The following is a 23088-nucleotide window of genomic DNA, read 5'->3' on the forward strand; positions in this document are numbered from 1 at the left end:
GGACACAGTTGTCCAACGCTGAATTCAAAAAGGGCAGTGCCGAGATGCTTGTTCTGAGCGTGCTAGAAGTTCGCGACCGTCATGGATACGACATTTGCAAGCGAATCGAGCAGCTGTCTGCGGGCGAACTTGCGTTTAACGTGGCGACCTTCTACCCGCTCCTATACAAACTGGAGGAGCGTGGATTGATTCAGGGTCGATGGCTAGAAAAGGCTGGGGAACGTCGACGGCGCTTTTACAAGATCACAGCGCAGGGACGTAGAGCCTTGCTCCAGCATAGATTGGCCTTCGATAGGTTTGTTGCAGCGGTAGCGCAGGTTCTGGGAGGCGAGAATGCCTGACTGGAAGCTCTACATTGTCAAATACCTCGAGAACACTAAGATGTCCGCAGGACGGGACGCAGAGCTTGTCGAGGAGCTCTCGGAACACCTTGAATTGCGCTATCAGGACGCCCTCGCATCTGGGACGGATCCGGAAACTGCTGAGCGCACGACTGCAAATGAACTCGAAGGCGAGGAGCTTCGTCAGCAGGTGCGCCGAATCGAAGAGCGCTCAACTCCGCAGCCGTCTCCCCCCATACTGAAAGCCGGTGTCCGCTCAACGCTCCGATCTCTGAGCTACGATCTTCGCTATGCGTTGCGAGGATTGAGGCTTGCACCTGCGTTTACTGCGACTGCTCTGCTTTCGCTCGCGCTCGGCATTGGGGCCAACACAGCTATATTTCAGATCTTCGAAGCCCTTCGTCTCCGTCCAATTCCCGTTCGTAGCCCTCAGGAATTGATGGAAATCCACATGATCGAAATGAGCGGCGCGCGGGGAAGCTTCTACGCCAGTCGCCCAGTTCTAACAGATCCACAATGGCAGACATTGCGCCGCCAGACTCTCGGCGTGGACGGACTGTTTGCCTGGTATCGAGACCAATTCAATGTAGCTGGTTCTGGAGAGGCTCATCTCGTCGAGGGCATCGAGGTGAGTGGATCCTATTTTTCTTCGCTTGGAGTTCAACCAGTTCTCGGACGACTGATCGCCACCAGCGACGATACGCCGGGCTGCGGGAATCCCGTAGCGGTTCTGAGTCACCGTTATTGGAAGTCCGCATTTGGCGGAGCGGCAAACATCGTCGGCCGTCGGATCACACTGGAGAAGCACGCTTTCCAAGTTATAGGAGTGGCAGCATCCGGGTTTTCGGGACTGGAAGTTGGACGAGGCTTCGACGTTGCGGTCCCGCTTTGTGCTGAACCGATGCTGATGGGAGAGTACAACCGGTTAAACTCAGGCCGCGACTGGTGGCTGACTGTAATGGGTCGCCTCAAGCCGGGTACAACGACTGAGCAACTGAACTCCCAGTTGCTGTCCCTTTCTCCCGGCCTTTTCAGCTCCACCGTGCCTCCGAACTATCCCCCTGATGCTGTGCCCGCATATCGCAGTTCCAAGCTGGCCGCTTACCCAGCGGCATCTGGCGTAAGTATTCTTAGACGGGACTACTCAGGGCCTTTGACCTTCCTGTTATGCATGGCCGTTCTGGTAATGCTGATCGCCTGCGCCAACCTTGCCAACTTGCTCTTGGTCCGTGCAGCCGTGAGGGAACGAGAGTTTTCCATTCGTTTGGCTCTTGGCGCAAGTCGAGTTCGTCTGATTCGGCAGCTGTTGGCCGAAGGCGCTCTGCTTGCTGCCGGCGGTGCGGCTTTGGGGATGTGTCTCGCCCCGCTCCTGAGCCAGTACCTGGTCTCCTTTCTACGGACACGCTCGCTGGCCGTTTTCCTCGACGTCCGTCCCGACTACCGTGTGCTCCTGTTTACGATCGCGCTAGCCACCCTCACCTGCTTACTGTTCGCTCTCATGCCGGCGATTCGGGGATCGCAAGCCGACCCCGGTTCTGCTCTCAAGAGTTCGGGCCGGGGATTAGTTGGGACACGGCATCGTTTCCGCACAAGAAAATTGTTGGCGGCAACACAAATGGCGCTTTCGACGGTTTTGGTGATCGCAGCGCTCCTTTTCACAAAGAGCCTGGTAAATCTGTTTCGGGTGAATCTTGGATTCGATCAAAGTGGCATTTTGCTCGCGAATCTTGATGCAAGCTCAGCGAAGCTGCCCAAGCAACAACGTCTCGCGTTTCGGCGCGCACTTATCGAAAGGCTCAAGGCAGAACCCGGCATCGAGAACGCGACTGAGACGGTGATCAGGCCCCTCAGCGGAGGTGGCTGGGATGACGCTGTGTGGGTCGAGAGCAAGGGTCGCAGCGATGAAAAGGATTGTTGGTTCAATCGGGTGGGACCGGAGTTCTTCGCTACGATGCGCATCCCGCTAGTGTCCGGTCGGACATTCCTCGCTTCGGATACGGTGAATTCTCCTCCAGTCGCCATCGTGAATCAGGCTTTCGTTCGAATGCACCTGGGATCGGAAGAACCAATCGGCAAAATCGTGAACGTTGCGACGACGCCAACTTCTCCCCAACAGCGTTATTCGATCGTTGGGGTCGTACGGGATGCGAAGTATCGGAGTCTGAAAGAAGAAAATCTCCCGCAGATGTTCCTTGCAACTTCTCAGGACGAGGATCCATCGCAATTCACTCGCATCCTTATCCGCTCGAGGCTGGGCGCCGCGGAATCGATCCGGGAAACGAATCGTGTGCTGTCGGAGGCAGCTCCCCAAGCCGTGATCGTCTACAGCAATCTCCCAGAGGAAGTCAAAGAGAGCCTGGTTCGCGAACGCCTGATGGCCATGCTCTCAGTCCTGTTCGGCATTCTAGCGACGGTTCTGGCCACGATAGGACTCTATGGCGTGCTTTCCTATATGCTCACACGTCGTATCAACGAGATCGGAATCCGAATCGCCTTAGGTGCTGGAAGACGTTCCGTGCTGCGCTTGATCCTGAATGAGGCGACCGGTCTCGTTGCGCTTGGCGTCACCGTAGGAATCGCGCTCGCATTGCTGCTCGGAAGACTCGTATCCGCTCTGCTATTCGGCATGACCCCTCACGATCCCATGGCGATATTCGTCGGCTGCGCCGTACTGGCCGCAATCGCGATGGCCGCGGCAACTGTTCCAGCAATCCGCGCAACAAGATTGGATCCTATTGCAGCTTTGCGACAAGAGTGACTTGCGTAGGAATTTAACCGTAAGTGCGTGTACTCACGGTTCCACAGGCTAACAGGACTATTCGAACCGGGCGAGCATTTGAAGTGTCAATCAGTAGCGAGGTTGTCCGGGCAAGGGAATTGCGGCAACCAAGTGCCGGGTCTAGGCAGTCAGTTGTTTCTTCCTAGGAGTTCATCTTATGAATCCGGCAGCGGTTAGGGCAGAAGTCGTTAGGGCAGAGGACGTGAGAGCACTTAGGCACAACTGCCAATAGCATTGGTGCTTGGCTAAGCTCAGTAAAGCGGTCAGGACTCAACTAATTTTGGCTTCACGTCACCTGGCAGAAAGACTGTGAAGGCAGTGCCGGACTTGCCTGGGACTCTCGAAGATTTGAACCTGAGAGTTCCGTTGTGCCTCTCGACAATCCCCTTGGCTATCCAGAGACCCAACCCTGTTCCCACATCCTTATTTGTGGTGAAGAACGGCTCAAAAAGTTTTGACCGGTGTTCAGGAGCGATGCCGCTCCCCGAATCGGCGATCGTCATTCGAACGCCGGATCGCGATGTTTCGTCCCAGGCATGACCCGCCGAGACTCGAACTCGGATCGTTCCGCCACCAAAAATCGCATCAATGCTATTGCTCAATAAATTCGCAATAACTTGCCGGATTTCTCCTTCAATTGCAAGAATTGTTGGATCGCTCCGGATTTCAACTCTGAGATCGATTGACCGGTTTCTGGCCTTCGAGGCAAATGCGGTGACGAGAGGCTCGACAATATTGCCAATCCTTAGCGGCTTCGCCCCGCTCTTCTCTCGGTAGAATCCAAGCGTCTGTTTGCTAAGAAGGGCAACACGCCCCAGTTCTTCATCTGCCTGGGCGAGAAGGGACTGGATCATTTTCGGATCACTAGAAGAGCGCGCTAGGTAGAGCAGATTCGTCACGGCTTCAAGCGGGTTGTTGATCTCGTGGGCCACCGTAGCAGCTAGCTTGCCCACGGAAGCCAATCGCTCCGTCATCCGAAGGGCATGCTCCGTCTGCTTTTTCTGAGTGATGTCACGAACGATCTTTGAAGCTCCAAAAATCTGACCCGCTTCATCGCGAATGGGAGAAATTGTCAGCTCGACATCAATCCGCCTGCCGTCTTTAGCGAGCCGTACCGTTTCGAAGTGCTCGATCCGCTCACCGCGGGCGATCGTCGCCAGGATACGGTCCTCTTCTTCCTGCAATTCGGGCGGAATAATTTGTCGTATAGGCTGGCCGATCATTTCCTGTGCAGAATAGCCAAATAGACGCTCCGCCCCCGGATTCCAACTCGTCACAATTCCATGGAGGTCTTTGCTGGCGATCGCATCATCCGACGACTCGACGATCGCAGCGAGATGGCGTCGCGCCTCTTCTGCAGTTTTTCGTGAAGTGATATCGATGTTAATTCCTGCGACTCGGGCCGGTACTCCAGATTCGTCTTTGAAGGTTTGCCACCGTCCCAGGATCCAATGAATGCTACCGTCGGGCCAAGTGGTGCGCCATTCGGCCTGTGCAGGAACACCGGTCCTAAGCGCTAGATTGACGTCTTCAAGAACCTTCGATCTGTCCTCGGGATGAACCAGTTGTTCGAAATCATTCTGCGTCCGCCCGAAAGTTCCAGGATCCAATCCGTACATTGCCTCGAGTTCTGGAGTCCAGCGGTTTTCGTTCGTTCGGAGATCCCACTCGAATGTGCCGATTGCCGCAGCTTGCTGGGCCAAACGCAAGCGTTGTTCGTTTTCAACGAGCGCTTGTTCGACCCGCTTTCGATGCGTTATGTCAGTAAGTGTTAAAACGCATCCTGCGACACTCGAGGCTGCCTTAATCCGACCCGAACTCAGCAGCAAAGTGCATACCGTCCCGTCACTGAGCCGAAGTTGGACCTCCTTTGCTCTGATTGAGGCGTTCAAAGCGGAAATGACGGAGAATTCTTCAGCGGGATCTCCCTCTGTCGTGGTCAACGAGAAAGCCTGATCGAAGTGCTCAAATTGCGGATTACATTCACACAAACGCTTCAGGGCGGCGTTCGACGCGATAATTCTACCCGTCTCGTCGCAGACTGCTATGGCCTCCGCCGAACTCTCGAGGATGGAACTCGCCAGCTTTCCCTCTGAAACCATTCTTTCCCATTTCTTGGTTTCGGTGAGATCGGTCACGATCATACATAGAGCAATGGGCCCATCCATCCTCATTTCGTTTACCGAAAGTTGTACAGGGATGAGTTGTCCGCCTGAACGTAGCTCAATCTCGGCTTTGACGGGAGTTCCGTTCAACGCGCGACGCGCAAGAGCCTCCATCGTATCTACGGCTGACGGATCGAGCAGATTTACAAAGCGCTGACCAATCATCTGTTCCAAAGAAAGGCTCATCAGGTCGGCAAGATGCTGGTTGCAATAGAGGATTGTTCCATCGAGCGTCAGGGTGGCAGCGCCTTCATTGATTGCTTCAACGAGTGCTCGATACGCGTGCTCTGCGCCGCGGAGCGTGAAGACCTGTTCGCCCTTAGGTCCTGAGACAACCACCGCGTCGACTTCACCCGACCGGATCGCTGAGATGAGATCGTGCGCTTCTGAGAGCTTTTCTTCCGTTTCCGCCAATCTAGTACGGAGAGATTCCATCTCCTCAATCACTCTCTCGCTTTGTAGATCCCTGGAATGCATGGCCCTATTTCCCCAATTTCAGCCCGACAACAATTCTCTCTTCATTCGACATGTCGCCGATGAACCTTTTGGGGGGAAGTGGAAATTCTTTGATGAGGGTCGGTAAAGCTACAATGTTGGCGTCCCTTGTCGAACCGGGGGTTTGGTAGACGTCAATTACCTCCAGTTCATAGAAGCCGGCCAGATATTGATCGCAAATTCGGCGCACGTTTGTAATCGCTTGAGTAGATCGATTCGTATTTCCAGCGACGTACAGCCTGAAGACGTACTTCGGGGGTGAGAGACCCGAGACCAGCCGTTCGAATTCGTGTAGAGTTTGATCCGTCTGGGACTCAGAATTTCGATTTTTGCCGGGTCGTTCGTCCGGTCGATCCTGCATAGTTTTCCTGCTCTCTATCGGATGGAGACCGCGGACTTGAGATCCAGGCCGATTAGCACACGCTCTTCCTTAGCTAAGTCGCCGATAATCTTCTTTACAGGCGGTGGCAATTGGCGAACCAGAGTCGGCACCGCGATGATCTGATCGCCTTTTGCGAGCTGAGGCTGAACGAGCAGATCGATCACTTCAATCTGATACAAACCTTTTAGATGCGTCTCGCAGATCCGCTTGAGGTTTGTGAACGCGGCGACCGATTTCGGCGTCTGTCCGGCTACATAAAGTCTCAGAAGCCAAGTTCTCGACGGATCGTCGCTTTTAGTATCCTTGGGATCCATTTTTCTCCCTTCGAACGATCAAGCTAGAGAAGTCGTTTCTTGACGTTATCAATCGACTTTGGGATCGGCGGCCTCTCCAATGTGAATCCCATTGTTTCCGATCACGAACTGTCTTAGCACATGCGAATGAGCCATTCCGCGGGATTTAAGGACAAGGATGCCAAAGCTTCGGAAGCCGTCTTTTTCTGTGTCTCGCAACAATATCCAGGAATCCATGATCGAGGATATTTGCTCGTCTGTGCGATCGGAAGGAGCTCCGTAGCTAGTGAGGTGGGTAAAAAGCGCGGTGACCTGCTGCATCTTCAGGAAGTCGACTAGCCGGATGAGCATTGATTTGACGCTGCTCTGCTCTACTGATGTGGTGAAGTTCGATATAGGATCGATGACCACGACCGAAGGATCGAAATCTCTGATTACCTGAATCATCGAGGCCAGGTGCGCCTCAAGCCCGAGATTGCTCGGCCTGACACTGTGAATCTGAAGCAAGCCTTCCTCAACGCAAGGTTGCAAATTGAGCCCGATCGAGGACGTGTTGCGAACAATCTGAGCTTTCGATTCCTCGAAACCGAAATAGAGCGCCTTTTCTCCCCGGTCGCATGCGGCCTTTAAAAAGGCCAGCGCCAAACTGGATTTGCCCGTACCCGGTGTCCCAGAAACAAGAACACTGCTTCCCTTGAAGAAGCCCTTTCCGCCAAGCATTTGATCCAGTTCCGGTACGCCGGATGAGACGCGCTCATCGGATGCACCATGGGTCAGGCCGACAGAGGTCAACGGGAACACGGAGATGCCCTCCGGGCCCATCAAGAAGGGGTACTCATCACTGCCGTGCCCGGTCCCTCGATACTTGACAATGCGTAGCCGTCGCGTTGAGATCTGGTCGTAAATGCGGTGATCGAGCAGGATGACGCAGTCGGCCACGTACTCCTCTAGTCCGTAGCGGGTGAGCGATCCATCGCCACGCTCTCCAGTTACAACCGCGGTCAATCCTCGTTCTTTGAGCCAACGAAAAAGGCGGCGTAGCTCAGCTCGGAGGAGAGACTGATCGCGAAGCCCGGCAAAAAGGACTTCGAGGGTGTCGAGAACGACTCGCTTTGCTCCGATCGAATCGACAGCGCTGGCGAGACGGATGAACAAACCTTCAAGGTCATATTCCCCGGTCTCCTCGATCTCACTTCGTTCGATGAAGACATGATCGATGGCCAGTTTACCTGCGCGTTCTAACTCGGGCAGGTCAAAGCCGAAAGAAGCTACATTCTGGGTGAGCTCGTCGGCCGTCTCTTCGAAAGCCATGAAAACGCCTGGTTCGCCAAACTCGATGGCGCCACGAACGAGGAATTCGAGACCAAGTACGGTCTTGCCCGATCCTGCGCTCCCGCAGACCAGAGTGGTTCGGCCGGCAGGTAGCCCGCCAGCCGTGATTTCGTCGAGGCCCTGAATCCCAGTGAGGGCCTTGGCAAGCCCAATTTTATCTTTACCCATCGATCGGTCCCGTTTCAGGATTGAATATTAAACCCTTGATGCGAAAAAGGATAGAGCTAAGTTATCCCCCGGAACGCTGCGTCCAAAAGTTTTGAGCTGGCTTGCGGTCCACCTAGTTCGCGGTGGCCCGTTCTCGTCACAGCGCGAAGTCGCGTCGGAGGGGAGGTTCGCGTTCAGGCGCAGCCGAGGTGCATCAAAGATGAAATGGCTGACGATTCTAACGACCGGTCAATGGCGGCTAAACAACCTCCGGCTGACGAAAGGCTCCAGAAGATCGTTGATAAAGCTCTCTACGCCGGGGGAAATGAAGAAGCACAAAAGCTTAGAAATTTTCTGAACGGTACCTGGTTGGGCGAGCCGTTGCACGTCGTGCTGACAGACGTGCCGATCGGGGCGTGGACAGCCGCGATGTACTTCGATCTCTTAGATTTGATCGTTGAGCGCCGTGAGTTCGGCCCAGCAGCGGACGCTTTAATCGCCATAGGACTGGCGGGGGCAGCAGGGGCGGCAGCAACTGGCATCACAGATTGGTCGGACGTGGATCCACCGGCCCGTCGTCTCGGATTGATTCACGGGCTCATGAACGTTGGTGGAACCGCCCTGTTTGCCATATCTCTGTTGTTGCGAAGAAAGACATGCCGTACAAGTGGCCGCGCTGCCAGTGTTCTTGGCTTCGCTGTAATGAGCTACGCGGCACATCTCGGCGGAAAGCTGGTCTATGAACAGCGAGTGGGCGTTGACCGGACCCCCGGCCAGGTTCTTCCCGACAATTTCGTTCCCGTTATTCAGGAATCTAAGCTAGCCGACGACAAGCCGACCCGGGTGATGGCTGAGGGCGTGCCGATTCTTCTCGTCCGCCGAGCCGGCCGTCTCTTTGCCTTGGCCGATACCTGCTCACATTTCAGTGGACCTCTTTCCGAAGGCAAGCTGGTGGACAACTGCATTGAATGTCCGTATCACGCTTCGCGGTTTAGCCTCGAAGATGGCCACGTCGTTAACGGACCTGCGGTACACCCGCAGCCACGCCTCGAAGTCCGCGCACATGACGGACAGATCGAAATAAGGAAGGCGCCTTTACCCAATCCGGATGGTTCACAATCACTTCACTCGGTTCAGCCGTCTCTGCCCGTTTAGTTGCCGGAGCAGCATTGTGCTTACACCTCCTGCTGCTCGCTTTCGAAGTTGAGACCCGGCAGCGCGGCATTGAGCTGTCTGCTTGGGAGCAGCTCCCGCCAAGAGTTTCCGTCGGGAACTCGGACAGCGGAAGCCAAGGGGGTCTCCCTGCATCACTCGAATGCACCGATGCTGCCGCAGCTCACTGAACCGTGATCGCGTATGACTTCTTCAAGAGCAGATTGTCATATCCCGCAGCAACGATGGTGATGGTATGTTTTCCGGCTGAAAGAGCTAACGTCGCGTCCAGGAAGCCAGAATGCGAAAAATCATGTTTCGCAAGCTGCTCATATTTCTTCGCACCATCCACCCAGACCTCAAGCTTGCGCGTGATCGTCTGTCCAGCCGCACTGGCGCTAATCCTTACTGAGGTTGAGGCGTATGTTGTCGCTGAGCATACGTGAATCCCAGTTGAGGCGTTTGGCAAGGAACAGCCTCCGTAGTAGCCGCCCGATGTGTCGTTGACGAAGAACTGTCCGGTTTGCGCATTATTTGCGAAGGTATCAACCATTAAATCGGGCTTCGAATCACGATTGGCGCGGATAGTCGCCACACCGAAGTCCAACTCGCTGTTCGAATAAACGTTTATCTCGTTATTCCAGGTCCGGTTTCCATTACCGGTTAAAACTGCGAGAGTACGGGTTCCTCCTCCGTCCGAGTTCTGTGCTTCAACCACGGCGAAGTCCTGTTTACCGTCACCGTTGAAGTCACCCACATCAACGCTTGGACTCTTATCAGGGATACTGCCCCAGGTCCAAGCCACGGTATACCCGTGCGTAGGAATCTCGTTCTCACTAATGCTGCGCGAGGAATTACCGTAAATGACCCAAACGGCCCGATAGAACGTGTCCGTCATGTAGCCGCCCGAAGCTACACCAACTCCTACGAGGTCACTCTTGCCGTCGCCATCGATGTCCATCAAATACACCTGTGGATGATGCGCTGTGGTTGCATTCACGATCTGGAAGTGTCCGGTATTGTCCCCGAAATAGAGATAGGTGTTCCCAGTAGATGTCACTGCAATGTCAGCCTTGCCGTCACCGTCGAAATCGCCCACGCTTAATTGATTTGATCCCGGGACTACGGTAGTAGGACCCAATGTGAATCCGCTCGCATGATTGTTGAACCAGATGCGCAAGTAACCCGGTGTCGCGATGGCCAGGTCGGGGAAGCCATCATGGTTGAAGTCGCCGACCACCATGTCCTCGATGTCTCCCAGCAGATAGGTCGCCTGCAAATGAAGTCCGCCGCTTCCTGTGTTCAGGTACTCATAAAATCCTGGTGCGAATGAATTGAATGCAATCACGTCAGGCTTGCCGTCATTGTTGATGTCGAGCACCACGGTGCCCGATCCCGCATTGTCAGGCACGTTGTAATTCACGGGAGCTGCATATGTCGCGTCGGCTGTACTCAGCGCGACAGCAAACCCGGTTTGCGTGTGATACACCAAGTCTTCCCGGCCATCGTTGTTGAGATCAGCGTGAGCGTAGGCGTAGGTGGACGTGTACGAGCGGTGTCCGAAAATAGGCGCTTGCGCTAGGCCGCTGGCAGATATGGCCGTTGTAATGAGGACTGTGGCTAGGCTGACGACTCTCACGCTGTTGTACTCCTGGGGAAACACTCGGCTTTCAGCTCACACCTGCCAAGATGCTGTTCGATGAACCGGGGGTGCCCGGGACGTAGGCGAGCGCCTGAAGCTTTTGGAGGCTCGGCCGAGTCGATGTTGGGTTCCCTACGTTCCACCCATATCTTGAAATGGACTTAGAACGTACAAACATTAAGCTGGTCCGGGCATCTGTTCAGATGTGACCGCGACCGGTCCGACTCGGGGACTCCATTCCCGAAAGGAGGCCATGTGTTCGCCACCCCTATACACAATTTGTTTTCTGGTACCAGCCACCGTAGTGCCGTTCTCACCATTGCGGCTATCCTCGCGATGATGAGTCTTATCGGCGTTGCGAACGCCGCTACTCCGGTCGCGCATGTCTATGTCGCAGAACCCACACAGATTCTGGGATACAACGCAGCGCCGGATGGAACCTTGACGGCTATCCCTGGCTCTCCTTTCCCGATTTCCGTGTTCGGTATGGCGGTCACCGGCAGCTACCTGTTCGGTTCAAGCTTCGATGGGGTTCACGTCAACTCCTACCACATCCAGGCGAATGGATCGCTGGTGTTTGCCACCTCAACCAATGTCGCCAAGTTCAACACCGGGACCACCTGCCCGAATCTCCAAGCTAGTCCGTTGGTGCTCGACCATACGGGCGCTACGCTCTACACCGTTGCTTACCATGGCGCAACCTGCAACTCTACTTCCTACAAATCTTTCGCTATTAACAAGAGCACGGGTGGACTCAGCTACCTCGGGGACAGCGGCACCCGTAAGGTTTGGAATTTTCCCCTCACCTTCAGCTCCAGCAACCAGTTCGCATATGGAGCGGGCTGCGTGGGTGGACTCACCACTCCCTACTGGGCGGAATCGTTCGGCATTCTTAAGCGCAGTACGAGCGGACTGCTCACCTATACAACGGCGAGCGCTCCCAAACCTCCAACGAAGGACAGTAGCTACTTCTTCTGCCGCAGCCTTGCATCAGCAAGCCCTAGTGACGATCTCATCGTTGGAGTCTATAAACTCACTTCGACCTCGACCAGCCTTTTCAATCACGGCAGTATGCTTGCGACTTACGAGATGCAGAGCAACGGGAGCCTCGCGACGAATAGCAAGTACAACAACATGCCGTGGGTTACGCAGGTCGGAGAGTTGGCGGACCTTAAGATGTCGCCTTCAGGCAAATTCATTGCGGTAGCCGGTTCGAGCGGTCTGATAGTGTGGCATGTGAATGAAGATGCCGCGCCGTCCCGATACAACGGTCTACTTACGTCAGACCTAATAGATGATGTCTCCTGGGACAATGGGAATCATCTTTACGCCGTCTCGGTCGAGGGAAGGCTGCACGTTTTCACCATCACAGCCGATACCTATGTCGAGGCACCTGGATCGCCATACTCGGTCCCAGCCGGGGGATACGCCATCCGAATGATCGTTCAGCCTCTGACGGACTGACCGAGGCGAGCCTTACTTGAGGGAGCACTTGCCAAGAATGTTGTTCACTGCCCGCTTTTCGATTGCGGTCTGATGACTGCCGACGCGGAAGGCTCTTTCTCACAGAGAATTCCAGGAGCTTCGTACTCCTGGAATTTCTCTTCTGCGATTACCGTGAATCCTTCTGACAATGATTTTGGAATTCCCTTGTATCACTAGCTGCACATCCAAAGCCGGTTCAGTGTTCTCGCCTTGCCTCATCGGCATCTTCGGCAAGATCGCGCATGAGGCTAAAGAACGCTGGAGATTGACCAGAGAAGAGCCCCATTTCGGTCAGGAATTTGACGACGCCCTTGGCGATCCCTTTGGTCTCTGTCGGCCGTATCACCGAGCATTTCGGAAGCTTGCGGCTTATGAAGGGACAAGGCTCGGGCATGATCAGGTTCGTCTGAAACTGCTCGCCGCCAAAGGGCGGAGAATTTAGATCGGGAAAAGTCACCGAAACTCCGGTCTTTGGATCGACTGCCGTAAGCGGAGGAGCATTTCCCGCCTTATCTGCCCAGGTCTGGAAGTGCATCGTTTCGGTCGGCCCAATGCTGATCAAAATCCTCAGCACCTCGACGCTGCTTGCTCGCTGCGCCATCGCCGGATATAAGCTGTTGCCGCCCTGCTCGATGGTAGGCATATGGAAACCAGCAGTGTTTGCAATCGCCTGCAGGAAGTTAGGGTCCGTTGTGTCGGCGTCCGTCCTGGGGATCGCCGTGTGTTTTCCGACCGCCAGGGTCGGTACAGCTTGCGGGAAAACGAAGCTTGGATCGAGGTCCGGATTGTGCGAATCGCTGCGATAGCGGGTCCACCAACTCGTGTCCAGCGTAAGTTCCATCAAATTTGTGAGTCTCAGCTTGCCGCTTGAGCCAGTCGCAGTGCTTCCCATTAGAGTCCGGAACGGCTCCAGATTCACAGGATCGGCACCCTTCGAAACCAGATAGGCATTTAGGAAACTCTGATGTGTGAACTCATCGTCCGTATTGTCATGGACATACTGGGCCATGTCCGCGTCAAGCACCGAGAGAGCTGCGGTAAATGCAGCATTTCCGCTTCCGCCTGGAACTTCCTTGTCGGGGATGCCACAGAGTTCGTTGTACTGCACCCAGAAATCACTTTCCAGGATCTCTGCGGCGGCGGCGAACCGCAACAGCGCAGCGTCTCCTCTTGATAAGCGCGCGCTGTGTTCACTCTTCTCGTCGTCTGCGAGCGCCGATGAACCGCTGTTCAACAGTCCAACTCCGGCGGTTGCAAGGCCTGCAGCCGCGAATCCCTTCGTAACGAAGGAACGGCGATCAATCGATCGGTTTGTTTGCTCCATGAGAGAGCCTCCTACTGCTCAGAAGACTGCGCTTCATCAACACAGGCAGGTGTCAACCGAAGGTAATTCGATTGTCATTTCGGCAACTGGGCAGTTGAATCCTGCAAAAGGCGCAATTTGCATCGGATGCCCTGACGGAGACGAGTTGCCCGAGGATTCAGAACCCAGACAACTGGCAAATCGACTGAGCGATCCATTCATCTCCAGAAAAGGCCTCGGCGACTTTCTAGTACTGTTACCTGCCTGATTGTGGTATTCGAGTCGTTACAGAGGCTGCCTACACTGGTCCCTGCGGTCGCGGTTCTGCTTCTCCGCAGCACAAGGCTAGGGCCTCCGATGAACACGCGACCCGTCTGGAGGTCTCCAGCGGTGAAATTCATCGGGACATCTATACTCGCTGCGCTTCTGCTGGCTGCTCCATGCCTTGCGCAAAACGTGTCCGGAACCATCAGTATCAAGAAACGACTGACACACCGCAGCATCACTCCGTCGATCAGCAGGGTACCGCTGTCAAGATGGGCAGACCCGATCGCATTCAACCGATCCCGAGCAGTGCTTCTGCAGAGTGTCTGTTCAAGGCAGGTTCCGCATTGACTGGCTTTCCTAGCCCACTCAGCCAAACAGCAAGCATCGGCAGCTCTGCATCCAAGCGGCGGTGAGCGAATCGCATAATCCGTCACAACAGCACACGGTTTTGAGGTCTCTCGGGCTAGGGCTAATCACAGGCGCAGCGGACGACGACTGTTCAGCTATCGGAACCTATGCACAAGCCGGTGCACAACTCGGCTACAAGGTGCTTTGGACCGCACCTGTCACTTTCCCGATGATGGTGGCAGTTGTCTATCTCTCGGGGAAGTTGGGCCAGGTCACGGGGGAAGGGCTGTTCAGTGTTCTTCGCAGCCATTACCCCCGATGGTTCTTTTACCTTGTGCTGGCAGGCGTGGTGACCGGAAATACGATTGAGGCCGGAGCAGACATCGGAGGAATGTCGGCTGCCATTGGAATTCTCCTGCATTGGCCACAGTGGGTGCTGGTTCTTAGCGTGACGGCTGTGTCACTTGTACTCCAAATTTGGGGGTCCTACAAACTTATCCGGAATATTTTCAGAGTCATCGCTCTTTCTCTGGCCGCGTACATCTTTTCTGCATTTCTGGCCCACCCTGACCTCGGGGGAGTTCTCAAAGGTACGCTGATCCCCTCCATCGGCTTCAACAAGGAATCCTTGTCGATTCTGGTGGCCATCGTTGGAACATCCCTGTCGGCCTATCTGTACACATGGCAATCGAACGAGGAGGTCGAAGAAAAAGAAGCAGCCGGGAAGCACACCGTCCGTGAACGCCGGGGGACAACAGATGGAGAGTTGAGAAGCAGTCTTTGGGACGTTATCTTCGGAATGTTGTTTTCGAACGTCGTCATGTACTTCATCATTCTGGCTACGGCGGCAACCCTCTTCTCGGTAGGGAAGCATGACATTAATACGGCAGCCGAGGCCGCACAGTCGCTCACTCCGCTTGCCGGGCGAGCAGCTGGTCTTCTATTCACGCTCGGAATCATCGGAGTAGGATTTCTAGCAATTCCTGTCATGACTACCGGCGCTGCCTACGACCTTAGCCAGTCGTTGGGTTGGAAGAACGGCCTGTACCAGAAGCCATCTGAGGCAAAGAAGTTTTATGCTGCAATAACCTTCTTCACCTTAGTAGCGATGGGGCTAAATTTTTTCGGAATCAATCCGATGCGGGCACTAGTCATTGCGGGGATTGTCCAGGGTTTCTCCACGCCACCCTTAATGGCGCTCATTATGGCCATGACCAATAATCGCCGAATCATGAAGGATCGTGTCAATGGGCGATTGGCTAACATTTTGGGTTGGGTAACAACAATCGCGATTTTTTCCGCTTCCCTCGGGCTAGTAATCAGCCTTTTTCTTTGAACCCATTTATCTCGCGGCCGAGTGGGGCGTCCCCCAAATCGAACTACGTCACCTCAAACCCAGACAGCCGGCGTCTATCGTTGCGCGTTCCGGACCTGCCGGATATTGGCGTCTACAATTCGCGGCGGTGCAGTGGACACAGTGACGGGCCACGGCTTCGCAACTTCGAATCAGGTGACGATGTTCGATGCGCCGGCACGGATGCGCAGGCCCCCGCCCATCTAAGATCCCTCTCTCGTTCCAGTCTGGCCGACTCTTTTGTTGCAATTCGCCCCATTACTCAGGGCGGGCTCCTGCTCACAGAAGTACTGCCGGTCAGAAGCCTTCCAAATTCTGCCCAAAATCTTTAATGATCGCAGTGGATATAAGACAAACACCTGCGGCACAGCTGATACTTTGCTCAGCGAAGGCGCAAAAGGTAGACGCATTTGGGCCTGCGGACACGGCCTGGCGGAGTACAGATTCCGCATCATCTAAGCAGCGGCCTGCGAAGGCTATTCTCGCTTTGAGATGGGGCGTCCTATTCTCATCGAGCCCAGAGTCAAGCATTCCGAGTTGGGCTCGCAGTCCGACAATTCGCTCTTCGTAGGTCACAGGGCGAATTCTATAGCAGCAGGAACCGATCATGGCCGGAAGCTTGCGTTCGGCCCTCATTCGAGGGCAAGATCTGATTCGGCGTATGAATCGTGATCGCGGTTGAGTCACCGGCAACTCGGACCTTTGACATTCCTTCGCCCCGGTAGTGTCCGAGTAGCGACAACTCTACACGCAACTCTATTCTGCTACCCTGTGAGCAAGACAGAATGCTCTCCCAGGCGGTCCTAGAACGGACGAGAGAAATCGACATACGTCCTCAGATCCGTCCCCGGATATGAGGCAGAATGCTTGCAGTTCGGGCACTGTCCTTCGAGTGCCCCGGGGTTCGGAGGCATAGGTTGTTGTTCCGATTTCTCACTGAGAAGACCCAAATCCTTCAGGTATAACCTTTTATTGCAGAGACGGCAGAAAGCGGTCCAGTACAGGTGAAGTTCCATTATTGGTGCCCTTTGGATGAAGATCTTGCGATTCACAGATGAGAACTAACTGTCCACCCAGGGTGCCGCAGTGGGTTCGAACGGCATGGGGCTCATTGGCAGAGTGGTCGGAATGACTGCAGCATCTCGCCAGATGGCACCGGGAGTTGGTTTTTACGGCACCATTCTATCCACTTACCGAAGATGGCTACGACACGGTGCGGATGTCACGTTTCCTCGTTTCAAACGGATTGACATTGAGATCTCACGTCGTCCAAGTGGACAGAATCCGCCATTGCGTTAGCGCCATTCGCTCATGCCCAAGGACTCAGAGTGGCAGAGATTGAGCAAGAACATGCATCGATCGACCTGGCGCGTAATCGGAGATGTCCTCGTGATCGGCGCAGTTGCTTTTCATTTTGATCTAGCTCGCCTTTGATTTTCACTCGGAAACGCAGTAGTCGATTCGGCAAGTAGCTTGTGTTTCGCGCAAACGGGTGCGGGTCAGTCCGCAAAGTCTCAAGGGCAGAGCCTACCAGTCGCGACCGCTTCGGTTTTGGGGACTGCCCTCGATGTAAATGGCAACTTGATTGAAGGCGCTAACATTCAGCTCGCGGAAACTGGCTCCACGATGAGCGTTGCCGCCAGTGCGAGATATACGGTAGCCGAGACTTACCTGGTCGATGTGCGCAGTGCTTCTTTTATGGCCTTGAGCAGCTCGTCCGGTTTGCTATTCGTAACCATATCGGCGAGCGGTTCAGAGTCTTTTTGATTGTAGGCGGCAAGAAAAATAATTTGGGCACAGGGGTTATGAGCTCGAAGATAAGGGATAAGTGTGTGCCGCTCATATTCCGTGACCGTATGACCGATGAGCACGATGTCATATTGCCGAGAAATTGCGAACCGAAAAGCTTCTTCGATCGAGAGTGTTGATTCGACGGTATAGCCGAAGGTCTTAAGCAGACGTTCTCGCGTGGACATAAGCCACGGGTCATGGCTGACGCTCAGAATGCGCTTCGATGGACGCCACAGTGACATGTTCCGGTTACGTTGGTGCAAGTATATCCTTGCACTCCCGAACCAGATAGAGTCGAGCCGGCTATTTTTCAATACTCTCTGGAGAGAACGAATGAAAGACAAGAATCGCGAGCATTGTCCGGGAGCACCTTGTTCCGGGCTCTGTCTTTAGGCAGTATTCCCGTTTACGGGTGGTGAGACCGAGGCGGCCGCGCGCTCCAAATGTGACCCACCCAGCAATGGGTGGGTGTGCCTTTTTTGGCCCAAGCCATAGGCGACCTCGTCGAAGACTCGTTGCACCCTCTACTCCAATGGCCGCACTGTGATGATGGTTAAATTTGCGTACGCCGATCTGAACCTGGCATAGAAAGCCGAGGAGAGAATGCACCTTCGAAATCTGCCGTTCGGCGTCATCGGCTCCCTGGTGATCGCCAGCAAGCTGGAGCCGCTTTCGCCTTAAGGAAAAGCCTCGCTTTCGATAGGATGACGTGGGGGTTCATTGACCGAAGAAATATTCCGGTCGCGATTTCCCCGCAACGGCGCGATGTAATCTTGCCGGTAATCTTTCGTGTCGCACTTTGAATGGAATAGAAGTTCTGGAGGAGCTTCGTGCTTACTTGGTCTGTAACTCTGAGACAGTGAATGATCCAACGATCCCAATGAACTGGCCTGCCGCATTTCGCATGGGAGTTGCCTGTACATCAGCCCAAATTGGGTGCCCATCTACTCGGCGTAGTTTGAAGTGAAAAGGAGCCCGACTTCCGGCCGCTTTAGCAGCGAAGAGGAGTTTTGCCGCGTCAATGTCTTCCGGATACACAAACATGAATGAGTCTGTGCCGAGCAGATCAGAACTAGTAGTACCCAGCATATCTGCCATGTCCTCATTTACATAGACGGTTTTACCCTTTGCATCGATGATCCAAAGGCCGTCGGGTGCGGCAAATTTAGATTCCAAAGTCATCTTCGAACTACACCGTCAACGACTATAGCAAACGAGCTCCAGGCTCGCTCTTGGGCTTCTCGAAGTAAGAAGTAAGCAGTCTGGATTGAATTATCTCGCTCACTATGAAAGGTGTGGCTGTGAATCAACATCACGGGCAAGTCATTAGGCATTCGAGCGAATAGCTCATTTACGTACGAGTTCGACACGTCGGTTGCGGGCGCGGCCTTCGATTGTATCGTTGGTGTCGATTGGGTGGGAAGCTCCGAAACCGTTTGTCTCGAGGCGGTCCGGTGCAATTCCATATTGCCTTGTCAATGCCGTCTTCACCGCTGCTGCGCGTCTCTGGGACAGATCCAAGTTGTATTTGTCTCCGCCGATGTTATCGGTATTGCCTTCTACCCCAAGCTTCCAATCAGGATGCTGCTTCGTCACCTGCGCGATTTCATTCATGATCTTGCCCGACTCGGGCCGCAGAACGTCACTGCGGAAATCGAAGTAGAGGTCGTAGACCTTGGCGCGTCCGTCCTTTTCCAACTGCTCCGCGAGAGCGGACTCGTTTTGCCTCGAAAAATCCCAATTGATACGAGTGATTTGCGAATGCCCGCCAGCTGTAGATCCGACAGAAAGGACCAACGGAACTTCGGGATCATCGAGAAGCAGAAGCTGTCCGGTGTGGTCCGAGCCCTGCGGCGTGCATGTCACTTTCAGGGCGGGCAACTCTGCCGGTTGGTTATTCACGATTACGGGAAAAAGGACATCGGGTCCGTCTCTGTGCAACACGCACGGAATGGGCGGAGTATCCGCTGGATCCGGTCCAGCACCACCGGGCGCGAAGCTCATAATCTTGTTCAGCAGGTTCGCCGCGGCTGCATCCTGGGCTGCTTTGTCGTTATCCGGTGTGGTCATGACTGCTTTAAAAGATTTGAAGACGGCATTCATTGGGTCTTCGCGCATGGTGAAGATCGATTGACCCTGACGCTTCAGTTCTTCAAACGTCTTCTTCGATAGAAACAGGTCAGTTCGCCCGGCCTTCAGTTCATTTCTGCCCTGACGGCAAAAAATGCCATCCATCTCAGTTGCAGTCGCGAGGTCCTTTGTCAGCAGCGTGCGGCTGCAGTCGATCTTGTTTGCCTCATTGGGATCCTTCACGCCACTGTTGCCGAGGAAACGGGCAAATCCCTGGCCTTTGGGAAATTGCTGAGATGCCTTGACGTGCACAGACTGCCGATTCACGCTGTCGATCTTGTAAACAGATTCGGAGTCGCCCAGAATGCGATCCGTTGCTACATAAATCATCTGGAGAGAGGGGCGCAACGGGATACGAACCGGCGGTGACGATACGAGGCCGGAGGGCGCGGGCTTCCACTCCGGCAAAGGCACGGGTTTAGAGGAACCACCTGTGGCCGCGGTCAGTAAGCCGCCCAGGAGATCCTTCTTGCCGTCTTTGTTGTCCTCGGCTTTGCCTGAAGAAGCTGGGCTGTTTGCGCCGGCTGAGGCCGGTTCTCCCTTAGCGGCAGCGAGTATGCCTGCGTAGTCATCTTGCTGGTAGGCCTGCTTCGCCGCTGCGATTCGCTTTTTGGCGATGTAGCCCACGTAAACGACTCCTCCCGCAACTGCAACTCCGCCCAGCACGATGATGACCACGGCGGCTAATGCCAGCTTGAATAGAGGGCTGCTCTCCTTTTGAATCGCTGCGTTCGCTTGCGACGGTGCTGAAGGAAACACTGGCGGAGGAGGAACGTATGCGGAAGGGGTTGCAGCGGCAAAGGCAGGCGCCGAGGCCCATTGCGAAGACGACTTAGGATCTGGCGAAGTTTGCGGTTCAGGGGTGACGACCGCCCCGCAATGAGTGCAGAAGCGCAAACCTGCTTCAAGTTCCGCGCCGCACGCCGCGCAGCGGGGACTTATCTTGGTCGCCGAGGTTTCGCTTCGTCTCGTTCCGCAGACAGTACAGAACGACTGTCCATCCGGGAGCATTCCGCCACACTTTTCGCAACTCGTCTGCATTACTGCCTCGTTGTGTCGCCTTCGTAATGTGTTTTGCGTTCAGTTCCGTCTTTCCTAACTGCCTCGTAGTCGATGTTGTAGCGGAGGATGCATTGCTGCTTGCTGTCGACCCAGGCCGTGCCCTTGATCGAGTAGTCCTTCAATCCGCCCGCAAGTGTCAGCGCCATCTTGTCGAGCTGGCTTTGCCCATCCGTATCGACCGAATACTTGATTGCGTCGAAGCCGGAGAGGTTTTCGGTTCCGACCTGGTTTACGTTTGGCTTCGCGATGAAGAGACCCCACGGCGTGAATCCCTGGACTTGCCCCCCTGACGCCATCGACCACCCTGAGCGGTCGTCACGCGTCTCGTGCAGGGGCCGTGTCGTCTCGACGAATCCATCAACGACCGGGGGCCCTGGAGCATTCTTCAACTGTGCGAGTTCGCGATCCATATCGGTCGCCACGTGTTTCTCATGTACAGTGGAGTCGAGTTTGTCTCCTGCAAGATCGCCCTCGTAATCCTTGAACGACCCGTCTCCTTCGCTTTGCTTGTAGGAGAAGTGGACTGCCCTTGTATCTGCTGGAGCCTGGGCAAATGTTTCAAGGCAATAAGTGCCGCCGATGGGGTGCGATGGTGGTGCGCTTACATTCGCTTCGCTGCGGTGAGCCTCTGCCTTGACGGTGCTGTGCGATTTGCAGCCTGCAGCGGTAATCGAGGTAAGCATGGTGAACACTAGCAGAGATCGTGGGGTCGACATTGTCTTCTTGCCGGATTTCATCTGATTCCTTTCCGAAGTGTGCAGCCAAGTAGCATTCAATTCAGCTCTGAGCCTGTTTGCTGGCGATTGCGCCGAGAATGGGAATGCGGAATTCGCGATTGTTGTAGGCCTGGTACATCAGGTAGAGCCAGAGGCAAAACATCGCTAGACGGATAATCATGCGCAATGGGAATGAAACAACGAATACCCATCCGCTGAAGCCGGCGAGAGTTGTGACCATGATGTTCCAGGCGATGCTGAATGCGATTGCGAACACGAAGTAGAAGATCGCTTGAAAGGCGTGAAAGCGTACGAGGCGATCGCGCCGGTACGGCTCGAGCACGAGGAACAGAATTCCGGTGATGATGCCGAGCGAATATGCGAGGGCGCCGGCGACGTTCGGCGTCAGGCCAAGCCCTGCGGGCGATGAGATTGCTGGCGCAGTAGCGACGCTCGGAGGAACTGGGGCGGAGCTCCAGCCCTGCGCTGGGTTTGGTGTAGCCGCTACTGCAGGTTGAGCCGGAACTGAGTTCCATCCGCCGTTCTGCGGCTTTTCATTCGATACGGCCGACCACGACATCGCATCCGGTCTTTGCGCAGCCGCAGGTGCGGCAACCTGTTGCGTTGCTACGGGAGCCCAGCCAGCAGCGCCGGAGTTAGATTGCTGCGTGGGCACGGCAGCCGCCGTGCTGGGTTGAGCGCTTGAGTTGACTGGTTTGCCGCAACTTCCGCAGAAGCCGTTCCCCTGCGTAATTGAGGCGCCACAATTGCCACAGAATGCCATGCCGTTGCTCCTTTTCTGGTTTGCGCAGGACCGATGGTGAATGCAGGCGAGGTTGCGAACGAGCGATGCTCACTGCGCGTCGTCGGCAATCTGGAAAGTCCAGATCGCATCGAAGATCAGCCCGTCTCCTTGAGCGCGTGCTACCTCTCCACCTGAGAACTTCTTTTCTTTTGAGATGGGGCGCAGTACCAGCCCGTACTCGCCGGGCAGCATTTGCGAAGGGAACAAGGTGTATATGCCAGATGCAACTTTCTGTGAGCTCGTGTTCACGCGCTCTTCCAGATAGTGCGAGTACACCTGCCAGTCGGCGGCAGCGCTGGCGCTCGCATCTGCCTTGGCCTGCGTCGCTCCGACAATGCGACACGTGTTTTGCGCCGGGGTGAGCTTCACGATGGCAGGTTCGTAGTCGTCTGGGTTAACGCCAGGCGCACGCGAGAAATTCACCTTGAAGCTGGGGGAGGCAGTCTGCAGCACGTTACCGGAAGCAGGCCCCGGCACGCCCCATACGTAGGTCACCGTGGGCGTGCGGTGGGCCAGCATTCCAGAGAAAACAGTCCCCGCCTGCTGCACCGCGGAGCCGGCGACCATGGAGTTCATGTGCGTAGCCGCATCCCAACTTGCCGTACTCACACCTGCCTGCATGGCTTGAGTCAGAACGGAATCACTCGCCAGACTCTTCATGGAGGTCGGCTTATTCTTCGTCTGGGCCAGCTGGGTTTTCTCAAGCTTCAATTCAGCGGACGCGCTGCCTTGCGTGATGGTGACGGTGGGCATTTGCCACTTCCGAGATGAAGTGGGATTGGCAGTCCCGCCGGTGGCCGTTTCATTTGATCTGCCGTCCTTGCTGCTGACGGACATCATCGCGTTGAGCTCGTTTTCAGTCAGACCGGCGGAGTTCAAGCGAATCAATTCATTCGGGGATGTGTCGTATTTTCCCGGACTGCCCTTGATCGCCGAGACGATGACGGACTCCGGGAGCTTCTTGTTCACCATTGCGATGACGTCGTCATTGCTGAGCGGCTTGCCTGATTGCGCGGCTAATCCGACAGTAAGACCGAGAGCCGTAACGCATGCGAGAGCTGAAGCGGCTGCGAGATGGGTTTGCATCGTTGTTGCTCCT

Annotated in this window: 17 protein-coding genes; 5 read left to right on the forward strand and 12 right to left on the reverse strand. The window is 55.1% G+C overall.

Annotated features, from left to right (window positions below; translation table 11 throughout):
* Positions 1–8: 8 nt before the first annotated feature.
* Positions 9–341 (forward strand): PadR family transcriptional regulator, encoded by a 333-nt coding sequence (locus tag DHV10_RS21460; RefSeq protein ID WP_239461973.1) that lies wholly within the window; start codon positions 9–11, stop codon positions 339–341.
* Entirely contained in the window at positions 334–3099 is a 2766-nt protein-coding gene (locus tag DHV10_RS21465) for an ABC transporter permease (protein ID WP_109488470.1), read from the forward strand. The genes DHV10_RS21460 and DHV10_RS21465 overlap by 8 nt, the downstream gene beginning before the upstream one ends.
* A 284-nt stretch (positions 3100–3383) precedes the next feature.
* On the opposite strand, the gene DHV10_RS21470 is transcribed toward DHV10_RS21465, so the two are convergent.
* The 4 genes from DHV10_RS21470 to kaiC are packed head-to-tail and all read right to left on the reverse strand — an operon-like array spanning position 3384 to position 7955.
* Positions 3384–5762 carry a PAS domain-containing sensor histidine kinase gene (locus DHV10_RS21470; protein WP_109488471.1) on the reverse strand — a complete coding sequence of 793 codons (2379 nt, stop codon included), beginning with the start codon at positions 5760–5762 and terminating at the stop codon, positions 3384–3386.
* 4 nt (positions 5763–5766) lie between these two features.
* Positions 5767–6141 carry a circadian clock KaiB family protein gene (locus tag DHV10_RS21475; RefSeq protein WP_109488472.1) on the reverse strand — a complete coding sequence of 125 codons (375 nt, stop codon included), beginning with the start codon at positions 6139–6141 and terminating at the stop codon, positions 5767–5769.
* Between the two features lie 14 nt (positions 6142–6155).
* Complete coding sequence (gene kaiB / locus DHV10_RS21480; protein WP_109488473.1) at positions 6156–6476, reverse strand: circadian clock protein KaiB; 321 nt, start codon at positions 6474–6476, stop codon at positions 6156–6158.
* A 48-nt stretch (positions 6477–6524) separates the two neighbouring features.
* Positions 6525–7955: a circadian clock protein KaiC gene (gene kaiC / locus DHV10_RS21485; protein WP_109488474.1), complete on the reverse strand. Its 1431-nt coding sequence runs from the start codon at positions 7953–7955 to the stop codon at positions 6525–6527.
* Positions 7956–8159: 204 nt separating this feature from the next.
* Between kaiC and DHV10_RS21490 the strand changes: the two genes are divergently transcribed.
* Entirely contained in the window at positions 8160–9089 is a 930-nt protein-coding gene (locus DHV10_RS21490; RefSeq protein ID WP_109488475.1) for a Rieske (2Fe-2S) protein, read from the forward strand.
* A gap of 181 nt (positions 9090–9270) precedes the next feature.
* Here the strand turns inward: DHV10_RS21490 and DHV10_RS21495 are convergent, their stop codons facing one another.
* Positions 9271–10725, reverse strand: coding sequence for an FG-GAP repeat domain-containing protein (locus tag DHV10_RS21495; protein ID WP_162601747.1), 1455 nt, complete (start codon positions 10723–10725; stop codon positions 9271–9273).
* 258 nt (positions 10726–10983) lie between these two features.
* On the opposite strand from DHV10_RS21495, the gene DHV10_RS21500 reads away from it, so the two are divergent.
* Positions 10984–12192: a 6-phosphogluconolactonase gene (locus DHV10_RS21500; protein WP_162601748.1), complete on the forward strand. Its 1209-nt coding sequence runs from the start codon at positions 10984–10986 to the stop codon at positions 12190–12192.
* A 217-nt stretch (positions 12193–12409) separates the two neighbouring features.
* Here DHV10_RS21500 and DHV10_RS21505 read toward each other — a convergent pair whose 3' ends face one another.
* Positions 12410–13537: a ferritin-like domain-containing protein gene (locus DHV10_RS21505; protein WP_109488478.1), complete on the reverse strand. Its 1128-nt coding sequence runs from the start codon at positions 13535–13537 to the stop codon at positions 12410–12412.
* Positions 13538–14192: 655 nt separating this feature from the next.
* On the opposite strand from DHV10_RS21505, the gene DHV10_RS21510 reads away from it, so the two are divergent.
* On the forward strand, positions 14193–15467 hold the full coding sequence (locus DHV10_RS21510; protein WP_162601749.1) for an NRAMP family divalent metal transporter: 1275 nt from the start codon (positions 14193–14195) through the stop codon (positions 15465–15467).
* A 1685-nt stretch (positions 15468–17152) separates the two neighbouring features.
* On the opposite strand, the gene DHV10_RS21520 is transcribed toward DHV10_RS21510, so the two are convergent.
* The 6 genes from DHV10_RS21520 to DHV10_RS21545 form a co-directional block, all read right to left on the reverse strand.
* Entirely contained in the window at positions 17153–17518 is a 366-nt protein-coding gene (locus DHV10_RS21520) for a DNA-binding transcriptional response regulator (protein WP_162601750.1), read from the reverse strand.
* Between the two features lie 592 nt (positions 17519–18110).
* Positions 18111–18452 (reverse strand): PAS domain-containing protein, encoded by a 342-nt coding sequence (locus DHV10_RS21525; protein ID WP_162601751.1) that lies wholly within the window; start codon positions 18450–18452, stop codon positions 18111–18113.
* Between the two features lie 171 nt (positions 18453–18623).
* The gene (locus DHV10_RS21530; RefSeq protein WP_109488483.1) at positions 18624–20447 is read right to left on the reverse strand and encodes an OmpA family protein; all 1824 of its coding nucleotides are present in this window, start codon (positions 20445–20447) and stop codon (positions 18624–18626) included.
* On the reverse strand, positions 20447–21184 hold the full coding sequence (locus tag DHV10_RS21535; protein WP_162601752.1) for a hypothetical protein: 738 nt from the start codon (positions 21182–21184) through the stop codon (positions 20447–20449). Before DHV10_RS21535 ends, DHV10_RS21530 begins: the two co-directional genes overlap by 1 nt.
* Positions 21185–21245: 61 nt before the next feature.
* The gene (locus DHV10_RS27585) at positions 21246–21968 is read right to left on the reverse strand and encodes a DUF4870 domain-containing protein (protein ID WP_204101495.1); all 723 of its coding nucleotides are present in this window, start codon (positions 21966–21968) and stop codon (positions 21246–21248) included.
* 69 nt (positions 21969–22037) lie between these two features.
* Positions 22038–23075 carry a hypothetical protein gene (locus tag DHV10_RS21545; protein ID WP_109488485.1) on the reverse strand — a complete coding sequence of 346 codons (1038 nt, stop codon included), beginning with the start codon at positions 23073–23075 and terminating at the stop codon, positions 22038–22040.
* Positions 23076–23088: the final 13 nt, after the last annotated feature.

This window comes from Occallatibacter savannae, from assembly GCF_003131205.1.
Lineage (GTDB): Bacteria > Acidobacteriota > Terriglobia > Terriglobales > Acidobacteriaceae > Telmatobacter > Telmatobacter savannae.

Excerpts from the sequence above, each read along its gene's own strand:
- kaiB (WP_109488473.1), bottom strand. The coding sequence starts at position 6,476 with ATGGATCCCAAGGATACTAAAAGCGACGATCCGTCGAGAACTTGGCTT.
- DHV10_RS21530 (WP_109488483.1), bottom strand. The coding sequence starts at position 20,447 with ATGCAGACGAGTTGCGAAAAGTGTGGCGGAATGCTCCCGGATGGACAG.
- DHV10_RS21475 (WP_109488472.1), bottom strand. The coding sequence starts at position 6,141 with ATGCAGGATCGACCGGACGAACGACCCGGCAAAAATCGAAATTCTGAG.
- DHV10_RS21465 (WP_109488470.1), top strand. The coding sequence starts at position 334 with ATGCCTGACTGGAAGCTCTACATTGTCAAATACCTCGAGAACACTAAG.
- DHV10_RS21545 (WP_109488485.1), bottom strand. The coding sequence starts at position 23,075 with ATGCAAACCCATCTCGCAGCCGCTTCAGCTCTCGCATGCGTTACGGCT.
- DHV10_RS21520 (WP_162601750.1), bottom strand. The coding sequence starts at position 17,518 with ATGTCACTGTGGCGTCCATCGAAGCGCATTCTGAGCGTCAGCCATGAC.
- DHV10_RS21490 (WP_109488475.1), top strand. The coding sequence starts at position 8,160 with ATGGCTGACGATTCTAACGACCGGTCAATGGCGGCTAAACAACCTCCG.
- kaiC (WP_109488474.1), bottom strand. The coding sequence starts at position 7,955 with ATGGGTAAAGATAAAATTGGGCTTGCCAAGGCCCTCACTGGGATTCAG.
- DHV10_RS21535 (WP_162601752.1), bottom strand. The coding sequence starts at position 21,184 with ATGTCGACCCCACGATCTCTGCTAGTGTTCACCATGCTTACCTCGATT.
- DHV10_RS27585 (WP_204101495.1), bottom strand. The coding sequence starts at position 21,968 with ATGGCATTCTGTGGCAATTGTGGCGCCTCAATTACGCAGGGGAACGGC.
- DHV10_RS21470 (WP_109488471.1), bottom strand. The coding sequence starts at position 5,762 with ATGCATTCCAGGGATCTACAAAGCGAGAGAGTGATTGAGGAGATGGAA.
- DHV10_RS21505 (WP_109488478.1), bottom strand. The coding sequence starts at position 13,537 with ATGGAGCAAACAAACCGATCGATTGATCGCCGTTCCTTCGTTACGAAG.